Origin of the sequence: Modestobacter italicus (genome assembly GCF_019799965.1) — a bacterium.
Lineage (GTDB): Bacteria > Actinomycetota > Actinomycetes > Mycobacteriales > Geodermatophilaceae > Modestobacter > Modestobacter italicus_A.
On record NZ_JABGCJ010000004.1, the window covers coordinates 106,432 to 118,334 of the forward strand.

Here is an 11,903-nt window from a genome sequence, read left to right on the forward strand (position 1 = left end):
CGGTGCCGGCTCTCCGGTGGATCAGACCACGGCCGGCGAGGCTCCTCAGCGGCTGGTCGACTGCCCGTCGTCGCCGCGCCGGGCCAGCGGCACCCGCTCCACCCAGCCGGCCGCTGCCGCCAGTCCGCGGCTGACCGCCTCGCCGACCGGGGCGAGCCGCTCGGGCGCGCGCTGCACGCCGGCGTCCACCAGGTCACGGGAGCGGTCCAGCACCGACAGTGGCAGCCCGGAGACGGCGTTGCCCGGGGGGCGGCGGGACACGGTCGGGTGCGGCCGGGTCGGCGAGACGCGTCGGGCGACCTCCCACTGCAGGCCCAGCCGGCGCAGCGCCTTGGCGTCCAGCGCCTCCTGCAGCCGGGGGAACATCTCGTCCTCCTCGTCCCGGACGTCCTCGCGCAGCACCTCGACCAGCCGGGCCAGCACCGTCGCGCGTCGCGGGTCGTCGTGCGGGGTGGTCTCCAGCCGGCTGACCAGCTCGTTGACCTCCTGGTGTTCCTCCTCGACCTGCCGCGTCAGCGCCTCGCCGTCGGGCAGCATCCGGCGGATCACCGGCCAGAGGACGGTCTCCTCGGCGAAGGCGTGGCTGAACACCAGCCGGTCGATCCGGCGCAGCACCCGCTCCTGCTCCGTGCCGGTGGTGCCGTCGAGCTCGTGCAGCAGCCGGTCCAGCTCCTCGTGGTCCCTGCGCTGACGGACGAGGACGCTGGTCGGGCCGCCGAGCTCCTCGACGGTCTGGTCGGCGATCGAGCGGGGCATGGTGGCTCCTGAGCGGTGCGGCGGTGCGGCTTGCGGGGCTGGGACACCCGCCTGCCTGCCCCGGACCGGTCCGTCCCATGCACCGGGAGGGCAGAGTGGGGGCATGGCGAACCTGATCGGACGGGCCCGGCGGACGGCGGAGGACCCGGTGGGCGAGAAGCTGGCCGGGCCGCTGCACGCGGTCGAGGAGTCCGTCGGCGCACCGGCGCGCGAGACGCACACCGACGTGCCCGCGCTCTGCGGCACCCCGGTGCAGGTCGTCGCCGTGGAGGACGTGCCCGACGACGCCGGGCTCTGCCAGGTCTGCCAGTACGGCAGCTGAGCCACCGCACGCCGTCCCGGGTCCCGTCGGACCCGTCGGCGACACTGCGGAGGTGACCGCCGGCCCGCCCCCGACCGACGCCGGGGCGGTGCACCGGGTGGTGCTCGCCCGCCGCGGTCCGGACGCCGTGACGGCCACCGCGCTGGCCGGCGACGGCGCCGTGGCCGAGGTGACGCAGCTGCCGGCCGACCGGCTGGCCGCCTTCGTCGGCGACCGCGAACCGGGGCGCACCCGCTGGGTCTGGGACGACACGACCCGCTGGTACCCGGGGCTGCTGGCCGCCGGCGTCCGGGTCGAGCGCTGCACGGACCTGCGGCTGAGCCGGGCGGTGCTGCGCCGCTCCCCCCTGGTCGAGCCCCCCGCACCGGACGACGCCTGGGACGCGCTCCAGCCGGTCACCGCCGACGACCCGGCGCTGTTCGCCCTCGACGACCCGGCCGACCGGCTGGACCCCGTCGCCGAGCACGCCCGGCAGCAGGCCGCGCTGGCCGGCTCGCCGCAGCGGGGGCGGCTGGGGCTGCTGCTGGCCGCCGAGTCCTCCGGTGCGCTGGTCGCCGCGGAGATGACCCACGCCGGGCTGCCCTGGCGCGCCGACGTGCACGACGAGCTGCTGACCGCGCTGCTCGGCCCCCGCCCACCCCGCGGGCAGCGGCCGGCCGGGCTGGAGCGGCTGCTGCCGGCGATCCGCGGGCCCCTCGGTGCGCCGCAGCTCAACCCCGACTCCCCCACCGAGCTGCTCCGCGCGCTGCAGACCGCCGGGCTGCCGGTGCCCGACACCCGGTCCTGGACGCTGGAGCAGGTCGACCACCCCGCCGTCCCGCCGCTGCTGGAGTACAAGAAGCTGTCCCGACTGCTGGCCGCCAACGGCTGGGCGTGGCTGGACACCTGGGTGCAGGACGGCCGGTTCCGGCCCACCTACCTGCCCGGCGGCGTGGTCACCGGCCGCTGGGCGTCCTCCGGTGGCGGGGCGCTGTCGGTGCCCGCCCAGGTGCGCCCGGCGGCGGTCGCCGACGACGGCTGGCGGTTCGTGGTCGCCGACGTGGCGCAGCTGGAGCCGCGGGTGCTCGCCGGGATGAGCGGGGACGCCGCCATGGCCGAGGCGGCCCGGGCCTCGGACCTCTACCAGGCGATGGTGGACAGCGGCGCGGTCGCCAGCCGGGCCGATGCCAAGGTCGGGATGCTGGGCGCGATGTACGGCGGCACCCGCGGCGAGAGCGGGCGGATGATGCCGCGGCTGACCCGGCGCTACCCGCGGGCGATCGGGCTGGTCGAGGAGGCGGCCCGGGCCGGGGAACGCGGCGAGGTGGTGCACACCCTGCTCGGCCGGGGGTCACCGCCGCCCACCGGCGCCTGGGCGGAACGGGCCGTCGAGCCGGCCGAGGGCGCGATGTCCCGGGAGGACCGCGACCGCCACCGCCGGTCGTGGGGCCGGTTCACCCGCAACTTCGTCGTCCAGGGCACCGGCGCGGAGTGGGCGCTGTGCTGGCTGGCCGACCTGCGCAACCGGCTGTGGCGGCTGGGCGGCACCGGCCCGCTGACCGACCGGCCGCACCTGGTGTTCTTCCTGCACGACGAGGTCGTCGTCCACACGCCGGCCGGCCTGGCCGAGGAGGTCGGCGAGGCGGTGCGCCAGGCGGCTGCCGAGGCCGGCCGGCTGCTGTTCGGCGGCTTCCCGGTGGACTTCCCGCTCGACGTCTCCGTCGTCCGGTCCTGGGCCGACGCCGACTGAGCCGCGCCGGTCAGGCCTGCAGCAGCGTCAGCACGGCGCGGGGCGACTGGTTGGCCTGGGCGAGCATGGCGGTGCCGGCCTGGACGACCACCTGGCTGCGGGTCAGGGCGACCGTCTCCTGCGCCATGTCGGTGTCCCGGATGCGTGACTCCGCCGCCGCGGTGTTCTCGATCGACACCCCGAGCCGGGCCAGGGTGTGCTCGAACCGGTTCTGCGCAGCGCCCAGCTCGGCCCGCTGCGTCGACACCACGCTGATCGCGGCGTCGACGACGGCGATCAGACTCGGACCCGGCCGGTACACCGGCGTGGCCGCCGCCACCTCGGCGCTGGTCGCGTCCACGGCGGGCACCGGCCCGGTGAAGAGGACGGCGGGCCCGTCGTCCGGGGAGCCGGACCCGACGCTGGTGAGGGTGAAGGCGGCGTCCTCGGTGGTGATGCCGGCGGCCTTGGCTGCCGCGTTCAGCTCGGCCAGCGCCTGGTTGCCGGCGCCGCTGTAGGCCACCCGGCCGAGGTCGAGCGTGTGCCCGTTGGCGGTGACCGTGCCCCGCAACGCGAGCAGGTCGGCCGGCGTCGTCCTGGTGAACAGGAGCGTGCCGGCCTCGGGGGGCGGCGCCGCCGTCGGCGCGGACGTCCAGACCGGCAGGCTGAGCGCCGGGGTCGGCTGGGTGAACGCCGCGGTGATCGGGGGGAGGTCGGACGCCGTGTCGGTCAGGGCCGGCGTGGGTGAGCGGAAGATCAGGTCGTCGCCGTCGTCGATGAACACGTCGGCACCGGAGCCCTGGAACCAGGTGAAGCCGGCCGCGAGTGCCGCTGCGTTGAGCTGCGTGATCGCCGAGGCGTTGTCGATGACGCCGGGGGCGGGCACGTAGCCGACCGCGCCCAGGTCGAGGCTGACGCCACCGACCGTGAGGACGCCGGTGAGCTGGCCGACGCCCACCGGTGACACGGTCGCCCCGATGAAGGACACAGCGCCGCCGAGCGGCTGGCCCACGCCGCGCGCGGCGGATCCGTGGACGGACGACGCATCCCGGGTCACGTCGATCGCGTTGACCCCGAGGCCCACCGCTCCCAGGGCGCCGGAGATGCTGACGTCGATCGTGTCGCCGACGTCAGCGCCCACCTGGAACCTGCCGGTGTACCCGCCGTCGAGCAGCCGGGTGCCGTTGAACGCCGTGGCCCCGGCGATGCGGGTGAGCTCCGCCTTGAGCTGGGTGATCTCCGCCTGGACGTGCGCCTTCGCCCCGGCGTCGACCGCGCCGTCGTTGGCGGCCTGCACCACCAGGTCGCGCATCCGCTGCAGGACGGCGGTCGTCTGGGCGAGCGCACCCTCGGCCGTCTGCACGACGCTGATGCCGTCGCGGGTGTTCCGGACGGCCTGGGTCATGCCGCCGAGCTGGGCACGCAGCCCCTCGGAGATCGCCAGTCCGGCTGCGTCGTCCGCTGCCCGGTTGATCCGGTAGCCGGAGGAGAGCCGTTCCAGCGACGTGCGCATCGCGTGGTCCGCGGTCGACAGGCTGCGGGAGGCCGACAGCGCCGCGACGTTGGTGCTGACACCGAGCCCCACGCTGCCCTCCCTGACCGCTCGCCCACCACGTCCGTGCGGCGGGACCTGCACCTGCGACTACGGCTGACCGGCCGGGGAGTTGACCCGAACAACGAGATCGTCACCACGGCCCGGCTGGGAGCCGTCTCAGCCCCGGGGCACCGTGACCAGGACGCAGCCCGTGGACCCGAACGGCTCGACGGAGTAGCCCAGCGCCTGCAGGCAGTCGGCGACCGCGGCGTTCATCGCCTGCTGCACCGCCCCGTGCACCGCAGCGCCGCGCACCTGCTCCCGGCCCATCCGGTCGTGCTGGTGCCAGCTCACCACGATGCCGTGCCGCCCCGGCTCGGGGCTGAGGCAGACGCCGCCGGCCGGCGCCCCACCGGCACAGTCGTGCAGCGGCAGCCCGGACTCGACGAGCGCGGCCGCCACGTCGACCACCAGGGTGACCAGCTCGTCCTCGTCGACCAGCGGCGAGTCCCACTCCTCGGGCAGCCGGTCGAGCTGCTCGCCGAGCTCGGCCAGCCAGGCCCGCTCCGCCGGGAGCTGCCGGCGGACCAGCCGGCCGTCGGGGCGCAGCACCCCGTGCACCGCGCGCACCGTCGCGGCCAGACCGGTGGCGAGCACTGCCCAGTCGGCGTCCACCCGGTCGGGGAACGGGCCGGCCACCAGCTGGCCCGGCCCGGCGTCCTCGGCCTCGTCGACCAGCCACCAGGCGGGCGTCCCCGGCTCGGCGGCCCGCGTGCCGGCGGGGTGGTTGGCCACGCCGACCGGTGCACTCTGCTCCGGCAGCGACCCACCAGCGGCCGGCGCCGGCACGGCGGGGACGCCGGCGGCGGCCGGGACCGCCACCGCGACCGCACCGACCGCGGCGGGGACTGCGGCCTGCCGGCGCTGCCCCTGCACCTGGTTGCGCTCGAACTCGTACCGGGCGGTGGAGCTCTGCGCCAGCGCGACGACCACCGCGGCCAGCAGCACGAAGCCCACGACCGAGACCGTCGGCCAGAGGAGCATCACTGCGCCACGCCCGCCACGGCGCCCCACCGGGCCGCCCGCCGCGAGGTCTGCTGGGTCCAGTCGCGCAGCCGGGCACCGGACGCGCGGAGCGACGGCCGCGCCGGCCCGGCCAGTGGCTCCTCCGAGCCGAAGAGGTCGAGCAGCTCGGCCAGGCTCAGCTCCTCCTCGGCAGGGGACGACGGTCGGGGTGCCAGTTCGAGTGCGGTGGTCACGCGGGGCTCCTCGGTGCTGTTCGTCGCGGCCGGGGAAGTGCCGCGGACGAGCAGAAAGGTATGGCCCGGACCGCTCCGGTCGACCCGCCCGGACACGCCTCCGGCGGCCCCGTCACCGAATCGTTGCGTGGAGCACTCCGCAGGTCGATGACCGACCTCCGGGCGGCCGCCTTGTCGACATACCCACCCTCGCGACCTGGGCTTTTGCCCGCACCGAGCGGGAACGGCGGGGGTGACCCCGCCGGACGCGGCATGTCGCGCGAGTGACGCACGGGGCGGTCGGTGTCCGCACGGCGTGGCCGGGGAGCGATGAGATCCCCGGCGTCCACGGGTCTGAGGTGTCGAGCCCATCGCGGACCAGGAGGACGCATGCGCAAGATCGTCGTGCAGATGATGCTGTCGCTGGACGGCTGCTTCGAGGGGCCGGACCACGACCTGAGCTGGCACCAGGTCGACGAGGAGCTGCACACGCACTTCAACGAGCACCTCGCGACCATGAGCGCCTTCCTGGAGGGCCGGGTCAGCTACGAGCTCATGGAGGCGGTCTGGCCGACCGCCGACCAGGACCCGGACAACTCGCCGACCATGCGCGAGTTCGCCGGCATCTGGCGGGCGATGCCCAAGGTCGTCTTCTCTCGCACGCTGCAGGAGGCCGGGCCCAACGCCTCGCTGCGGTCGGAGGTGGACCCCGACGAGATCCGCGCACTGCAGCAGCAGCCCGGCGGGGACATGACCCTCGGCTGGGTGGACCTGGTGGAGACCTTCCGCCGGCTGGAGCTGGTCGACGAGTACCGGCTCTACGTCAACCCGGTCGTCGTCGGCCGCGGCCGCCGCCTGTTCGAGCCCGGCACCGAGCCGATCGACCTGGAGCTGGTGGAGACCCGCCGGTTCGGCAATGGCGTCGTCCTGCTCCGCTACGCCGTCCTCCGGGCCTGACGGGACGACGGTCCCCGTCGCGGTACGCCCGCGGGAGCGCCCGGCAGATGGTGGTCCTGCCGGCGGCTTCAGGGACACGCCCCTGTCGGCGAGGCCCCCGCCGCCCCTACGCTCCGCCGATGCGACTCGTCGGGGAGCCAGCAGGAGGAGCTCTCAGCCGCTGCCTCGCGGAGCTGCACGGTCTGGTCGCGGAGCACGGGTGGGGACGACGACCTGGAACACCCAGCAGGGAGACACGGCCATGACGACGACACCCGACCACGACTCCTACATCGCCGCGGCGCCCGAGCCCTTCCAGCCGTTGCTGAGACGGTTGCGCGCGACACTGGCCCGCGTCCTGCCGGACGCGGAGGAGATGGTGGCCTACGACATGCCGGGGTTCAGGATCGACGGCTCGGTCGTTGCGAGCTATGCGGCGTTCAGCAAGCAGTGCGGGCTGTACCTCCTCCCAGGCGCCCTCTCCGAACACGCTGGAGAAGTCGCGGCCGCTGGCCTGAAGGCGACCAAGACCGGCGTCACCTTCTCGCCGCGCAACCCGATCCCGGACGACCTCGTCGAACGGCTGGCGCGGGCGTCGCGAAGGGACGCCGGGGCCTGACGGCTCAGCCTGCCCATCAGGCAGGCGCCCTCACCGAGAGGCGCCTGGAGGGATCGAAGGCCCCGGCAACCTCACGAGACGGCCCGACCCGCGAACATGCTGGTCACGAGTGCCTGCGCGTGGGCCCCGTGGGGATCGAACCCACAACCCCCGGATCAACAGCTCGAACGGCACCGAGCTCTGACCTGCGCATTCATTGACCATCACGGGCACTGACCAGCGGATTCACCGTCGGGAGCACATGATCGTGAACGAGTCGTAACGACCCTCTTGTGGGCGCCATGTGGGCGCCGGTGTTGCTCAGCGCCTCGGGACGAGCCGCAGTTCGCGCGCAACGGACGAACCCGGTCGAGCATCTTCCGCGTCAGCAACTCGCCTGCGGTCGGTGCCCGACAGCAGCGTTCTCGAACAGGATCGCTCCGACGCACTCTCCTGACGTGCTTTGGTGGGCACGCAGGGCGAGCGGATGCGCCTACGAGTCCGGGCCACCGAGCGGGTCACCCGTGACGCCACCGTAGCTCCGGGCCCGTAGCCGCACGAACACCGCTCGCCGGGTGAGTTCGTCGTCCACGGCGCCGGGCCGGGCAGCGCCCGCGCACACTGGCCCGCCCTTCTCGGTGCGCGGGCAGCGACTCGGGGACGAACACCCGCGCCCTGAAGTGCTCACGTTCCTCCCACACCTCGGACAGCCGACCAGACGCAGGTCTCCCTCGCGCTGGTCGCGGTGTCACGACCGGCGCGCCCGGGCACTGCCTGAGACAGCCGGATCAGCAGCAGGCGCTCCCCAAGGCGCAGAGCCACCTGGACTTCACCGGCTTCTCCGGAGTGGGGTTGATCGACCAGCTCTCCAGTGAGCACGGCGACCAGTCCACCCAGGCTCAGGCCGAGTACGGAGTGGACCAGGCCGGTCTCCGAGACACCCGGCAGGCGGTTCCGCGGAACCGCCTGCCGGCTGGTCAGGTGAAGACGCCGGCGGTCGCGATGGCCACCCGGCGGCGCGCGGTGGCCTCGTCGTCGCGGTAGCGGTCGACGCCCCAGGACAGCGCGGTGGCCAGCTCGAGGAGCTCCTCGGCGGTGACGTCGTCACGCACGTCGCCCGCGGACCGGGCGGCCTCCATGAGCACCTCGGTGCGGACGAGCAGCGGGTTGCGCGCCGAGCTCAGGGGTGAGCCGGGGTCGGTGGTGACGACGGAGATGCAGTAGGGCAGGTCGTGCCAGATCCGCAGCTGCCAGGTCAGCTGCACCAGCCACTCGGCGAGGGCGTCCCGCGGCGGCAGCGAGTGGGACAACTCGTCGGCGGCGGCCAGCGCGTCGACCACGTTGGACTCCAGGACCGCGGCGAGCAGGTCGTCGCGCGTGGGGAAGTTCCGGTACAGCGTCGCGTTGCCGACGCCGGCCTTCAGCGCGATGCCGTCGAGCGAGGCGAGCACGCCCTCGGTCTCGAACGTCTGCCGTGCGGCCCGGAGGACGGCGTCCCGGTTGCGCTGCGCGTCCGCGCGCAGCGGGCGCTTGGCCGCGACGTCCCCACCAGCGGTCACGTCGCCTCCTTGACGAACTGGGGAGGGTCCCCACATGCTGTAGCTGGGGATAGTCCCCACTTGAGCGAGGAGTCTAGATCGCGTCACTCGATGGCCGTACCGTGCTCGTGACGGGCGCGAACGGCGGGCTCGGCGAGGAGTTCGTGCAGCAGGCGCTCGACCGCGGCGCCCGACGCGTCCACGCCGCCGCCCGGACGCCGAGGAGCTGGACCGACAGCCGGGTCACCGCGCTCGCCCTGGACGTCACCGATCCCGAGGCCGTCGTCCGGGCCGTCACCGCCGCGTCCGACGTCGACCTGGTGGTCAACAACGCCGGCATCGCGCCGGAGGGCGACTCCATCGCCGGACCGGAGGACGAGCTCCGCCACGTCTTCGAGACCAACTTCTTCGGTGCAGTGCGGGTTGCGACCGCGTTCGCCCCGGTGCTGGCGGCCAACGGCGGCGGCGCCCTGCTCAACGTCCTGTCGGCCGCGAGCTGGCTGAGCGTGCCGACCGGCTACGCCGCGTCCAAGGCGGCGATGTGGTCGGCGACCAACGCGCTGCGAGTCCAGCTGCGCGGGCAGGGCACCCAGGTCACCGGCCTGCTGGTCGGGATGGTCGACACCCCGATGTCGCAGAAGCGGGACGTGCCGAAGGTGAGCGCCGCCAGCGTGGTCACCCAGGCCTTCGACGGGGTCCTCGCCGGTGCGCTCGAGGTGCTGGCCGACGAGCCGACCCGCGACCTCAAGTCCCGGTTGAGCACACCCGCCGAGGAGCTGTACCCCTGGTTCGACGAGGTGCTGGCCGGCTTCGTCGCCTGACCCGGCGCAGCAGTCGGGCGGCCGGGGGGTCCCCGGTCCGGCCGCCCTGAGCCGGTGTAGGCACCGTGGGGATCGAACCCACAACCCGCGGAGTTCGAGGCCGACGACAGCTCGCTCGCCAGCGATGCTGCGCTCAACATGAGCCTTGCAGATCGACGGGTGAACGGTCGCGGTGCCAGCTACCGGGTCGACCACCGGGTAGGCGCGGACTGGGAGTTCCTCTACTCGCTGGTTGCCGTCCACGGGTTCGACTAGCACCGATCGGGCAGCCTGAGCGAGGGATCACCGAGGGATCCCCTCGGCAGCAACGATCATTGCGACCTCATCGTCCGGCAAGACCGCAGGTCAACGTCGCTGATCGTGGGCCCCGTGGGGATCGAACCCACAACCCGCGGATTAAAAGTCCGCTGCTCTGCCAGTTGAGCTAGAGGCCCGGCGGGTGCGGGGGCCGGCCGAGCGACCCACGAGACGGCATGGACCTCGGCGGCCCCGCGGCCCGGGACGAGGTTACCGCCGGGTGCGACCGCGCCCACGACCGTGCGGACCGTCAGGCCTCTCGAGCCGCAGCGCGCTCCAGCCCGTCCAGCACCAGGTCGAGGCCGAACTCGAACTCGTCGCCGTAGTCGTAGCCGGGCTGCAGCACGTGCGCGGTCGCCAGCTCGGCCAGGTGCGGGTACGCCCCGGCCGGGAACTGGGCCAGCATGGCCTGCGCCACCTCGGTGGTCTGCTCCGCCGTCTCGAAGGGGAGCGCCCGCTCCTGCAGGACGAACCCGTAGACGTAGCTGTCCATCAGCGAGAAGGCGTGCGCGGTCAACGCCACGGAGAACCCGCCGGCACGGAGGCAGCCGATCACCGCGTCGTGGTGCCTCAGGGTCGCCGGGCCGGGCGTCGTCCGGGAGTCCATGAGGCCGATCGCCCAGCCGTGCCGGGACAGGACCTCGCGCATCGACAGCGCCCGGCGTCGCATCGCCGTCCGCCACCCGACCCCCTCGACCGGCAGGTCGACCTCGGCGAACACCGCGTCGACCATCCCGTCCAGCAGGTCGTCCTTGTTCGCCACGTGGTGGTAGAGCGACATCGCCTCGACCCCCAGCGACTGGCCCAGCTTCCGCATGCTCAGCGCCTCGATGCCGCTCTCGCCGGCCAGCGCCATGGCCGCGCGCAGGACGAGTTCTCGGTTGAGCGGTGCACGTGCGGCGCCGGACGGGCTCATGGCGCTCCTCCCCCTTGACGGACTTACGGCGTAAGCTACATCCTTACACCGTAAGGACCTCGACCGACGGAAGGCCTGCGATGACGACCGACCACGAGACAGCTGCCCGGCTCCCGCTCCCCGCACCCGTGGTGCCGGAGCGGATGACGGCGGTCCGCCAGGACCGGTACGACGCCGTCCCGGAGACCGCCCTCCGGATCGCGGAGGTCGACCGGCCGGCGATCGGCGCCGACGAGGTGCTCGTCCGCGTGCACGCGTCGAGCATCGACCGCGGCACCTGGCACCTGATGGCAGGCCTGCCCTACCCGGTCCGCGCGGCCGGCTTCGGGCTCCGCCGCCCCAAGGACACCAACCCGGGGCTGAACCTGAGCGGGGTCGTCGCCTCCGTGGGCGCGGACGTGACGGACCTCCAGCCGGGAGACCACGTCTACGGCATCGGTCGCAGCACCTTCGCCGAGTACGCCCGGGCCCGGCCCGACGAGCTCGCACGGAAGCCCGCCGGCCTGTCCTTCCCGCAGGCCGCTGCCGTGCCGGTCTCCGGGCTCACCGCCCTGCAGGCCGTCCGCGACCGGGGGCAGGTGCAGGCGGGACAGCGGGTGCTGGTCCTGGGCGCGTCCGGCGGCGTCGGCACCTTCGCCGTCCAGCTCGCCGCGCACCTCGGGGCCGAGGTCACCGGGGTCTGCAGCGGCTCGAAGGCCGACGTCGTCCGTTCCCTCGGGGCCCACCACGTCATCGACCACACCCGCGAGGACGCTCTCGCCGGGCCGCAGCGGTACGACGTCGTCCTCGACACGGGCGGCAACCGACCGATCGGCCGGCTGCGCCGGGTCCTCACCCCCCGCGGCAGGCTGGTGATCATCGGCGGTGAGACGGGCGGGCGGTGGCTCGGCGGCATCGACCGCCAGCTGCGCGCGCACCTGCTCTCGCCGTTCGTCCGTCAGACGCTGGGCACCTTCATCTCCTCGGAGAACACCCAGGACCTCGATGCCCTCCGCGAGCTGATCGAGGCATCCGCGCTCACCCCCGTCGTCGACCGGGCCGTCCCGCTCGACCAGGTCGCCGCCGGCATCCGTCACCTCATCGACGGTCACGCCCGCGGCAAGGTCGTCGTCACCGTCGCCGCCGACACCTCGTCCTCCTGACGGGGCCGGAGGCCCGGCGGCAGGGTGAGTGCGTGGCCGGCGTCCACTCAGAGCAGGGTGAGCAGCAGGAACAGCAGCGCGGTGAGCACGAGGCTGA

At 74.1% G+C, this 11,903-nt stretch carries 13 protein-coding genes and 1 tRNA gene; 7 read left to right on the forward strand and 7 right to left on the reverse strand.

The features are described 5' to 3' along the window. Window positions 1-45: 45 nt before the first annotated feature. A complete protein-coding gene (locus HLA93_RS11010; RefSeq protein WP_222194437.1) occupies window positions 46-756 on the reverse strand; it encodes a hemerythrin domain-containing protein in 711 nt (236 codons plus the stop codon). 103 nt (window positions 757-859) lie between these two features. Between HLA93_RS11010 and HLA93_RS11015 the strand changes: the two genes are divergently transcribed. Both HLA93_RS11015 and HLA93_RS11020 read left to right on the forward strand, forming a co-directional pair. Continuing rightward, window positions 860-1,078: a hypothetical protein gene (locus HLA93_RS11015; RefSeq protein ID WP_222194438.1), complete on the forward strand. Its 219-nt coding sequence runs from the start codon at window positions 860-862 to the stop codon at window positions 1,076-1,078. Window positions 1,079-1,130: 52 nt separating this feature from the next. Continuing rightward, window positions 1,131-2,807, forward strand: a complete 1,677-nt coding sequence (locus HLA93_RS11020) for a bifunctional 3'-5' exonuclease/DNA polymerase (RefSeq protein WP_308128064.1) — start codon at window positions 1,131-1,133, stop codon at window positions 2,805-2,807. 10 nt (window positions 2,808-2,817) lie between these two features. Here HLA93_RS11020 and HLA93_RS22025 read toward each other — a convergent pair whose 3' ends face one another. The 3 genes from HLA93_RS22025 to HLA93_RS11040 form a co-directional block, all read right to left on the reverse strand. Then, a complete protein-coding gene (locus tag HLA93_RS22025) occupies window positions 2,818-4,371 on the reverse strand; it encodes a flagellin N-terminal helical domain-containing protein (RefSeq protein ID WP_308128065.1) in 1,554 nt (517 codons plus the stop codon). Window positions 4,372-4,497: 126 nt separating this feature from the next. After that, a complete protein-coding gene (locus tag HLA93_RS11035) occupies window positions 4,498-5,364 on the reverse strand; it encodes a hypothetical protein (RefSeq protein ID WP_222194798.1) in 867 nt (288 codons plus the stop codon). Beyond that, window positions 5,364-5,579 carry a hypothetical protein gene (locus HLA93_RS11040; RefSeq protein ID WP_222194439.1) on the reverse strand — a complete coding sequence of 72 codons (216 nt, stop codon included), beginning with the start codon at window positions 5,577-5,579 and terminating at the stop codon, window positions 5,364-5,366. The genes HLA93_RS11035 and HLA93_RS11040 overlap by 1 nt, the downstream gene beginning before the upstream one ends. 369 nt (window positions 5,580-5,948) lie before the next feature. Between HLA93_RS11040 and HLA93_RS11045 the strand changes: the two genes are divergently transcribed. The 3 genes from HLA93_RS11045 (at window position 5,949) to HLA93_RS22190 (ending at window position 8,136) form a co-directional block, all read left to right on the forward strand. Next, window positions 5,949-6,515 (forward strand): dihydrofolate reductase family protein, encoded by a 567-nt coding sequence (locus HLA93_RS11045; protein WP_222194440.1) that lies wholly within the window; start codon window positions 5,949-5,951, stop codon window positions 6,513-6,515. 199 nt (window positions 6,516-6,714) lie between these two features. Continuing rightward, entirely contained in the window at window positions 6,715-7,113 is a 399-nt protein-coding gene (locus HLA93_RS20955) for an iron chaperone (RefSeq protein WP_222194441.1), read from the forward strand. Between the two features lie 825 nt (window positions 7,114-7,938). Next, complete coding sequence (locus HLA93_RS22190) at window positions 7,939-8,136, forward strand: Ltp family lipoprotein (protein ID WP_368858262.1); 198 nt, start codon at window positions 7,939-7,941, stop codon at window positions 8,134-8,136. Here the strand turns inward: HLA93_RS22190 and HLA93_RS11060 are convergent. Next, a complete protein-coding gene (locus HLA93_RS11060; protein ID WP_222194442.1) occupies window positions 8,070-8,651 on the reverse strand; it encodes a TetR/AcrR family transcriptional regulator in 582 nt (193 codons plus the stop codon). The two genes, HLA93_RS22190 and HLA93_RS11060, sit on opposite strands and share 67 nt — an antisense overlap. Before the next feature lie 77 nt (window positions 8,652-8,728). Between HLA93_RS11060 and HLA93_RS11065 the strand changes: the two genes are divergently transcribed. Beyond that, complete coding sequence (locus HLA93_RS11065) at window positions 8,729-9,451, forward strand: SDR family oxidoreductase (protein WP_222194800.1); 723 nt, start codon at window positions 8,729-8,731, stop codon at window positions 9,449-9,451. A gap of 361 nt (window positions 9,452-9,812) precedes the next feature. On the opposite strand, the gene HLA93_RS11070 is transcribed toward HLA93_RS11065, so the two are convergent. Both HLA93_RS11070 and HLA93_RS11075 read right to left on the reverse strand, forming a co-directional pair. Next, window positions 9,813-9,885: transfer RNA gene (locus HLA93_RS11070), tRNA-Lys, on the reverse strand. Window positions 9,886-9,998: 113 nt separating this feature from the next. Beyond that, window positions 9,999-10,664, reverse strand: a complete 666-nt coding sequence (locus tag HLA93_RS11075) for a TetR/AcrR family transcriptional regulator (protein ID WP_222194443.1) — start codon at window positions 10,662-10,664, stop codon at window positions 9,999-10,001. A gap of 80 nt (window positions 10,665-10,744) precedes the next feature. Between HLA93_RS11075 and HLA93_RS11080 the strand changes: the two genes are divergently transcribed. Then, on the forward strand, window positions 10,745-11,806 hold the full coding sequence (locus tag HLA93_RS11080) for an NAD(P)-dependent alcohol dehydrogenase (protein WP_246626403.1): 1,062 nt from the start codon (window positions 10,745-10,747) through the stop codon (window positions 11,804-11,806). Window positions 11,807-11,903 lie beyond the last annotated feature (97 nt).

Bases quoted from the DNA above. Each gene is read 5' to 3' on its own strand.
- HLA93_RS11035 (WP_222194798.1), bottom strand. From the start codon at position 5,364: ATGCTCCTCTGGCCGACGGTCTCGGTCGTGGGCTTCGTGCTGCTGGCC.
- HLA93_RS11045 (WP_222194440.1), top strand. From the start codon at position 5,949: ATGCGCAAGATCGTCGTGCAGATGATGCTGTCGCTGGACGGCTGCTTC.
- HLA93_RS11080 (WP_246626403.1), top strand. From the start codon at position 10,745: ATGACGACCGACCACGAGACAGCTGCCCGGCTCCCGCTCCCCGCACCC.
- HLA93_RS11010 (WP_222194437.1), bottom strand. From the start codon at position 756: ATGCCCCGCTCGATCGCCGACCAGACCGTCGAGGAGCTCGGCGGCCCG.
- HLA93_RS11015 (WP_222194438.1), top strand. From the start codon at position 860: ATGGCGAACCTGATCGGACGGGCCCGGCGGACGGCGGAGGACCCGGTG.
- HLA93_RS11075 (WP_222194443.1), bottom strand. From the start codon at position 10,664: ATGAGCCCGTCCGGCGCCGCACGTGCACCGCTCAACCGAGAACTCGTC.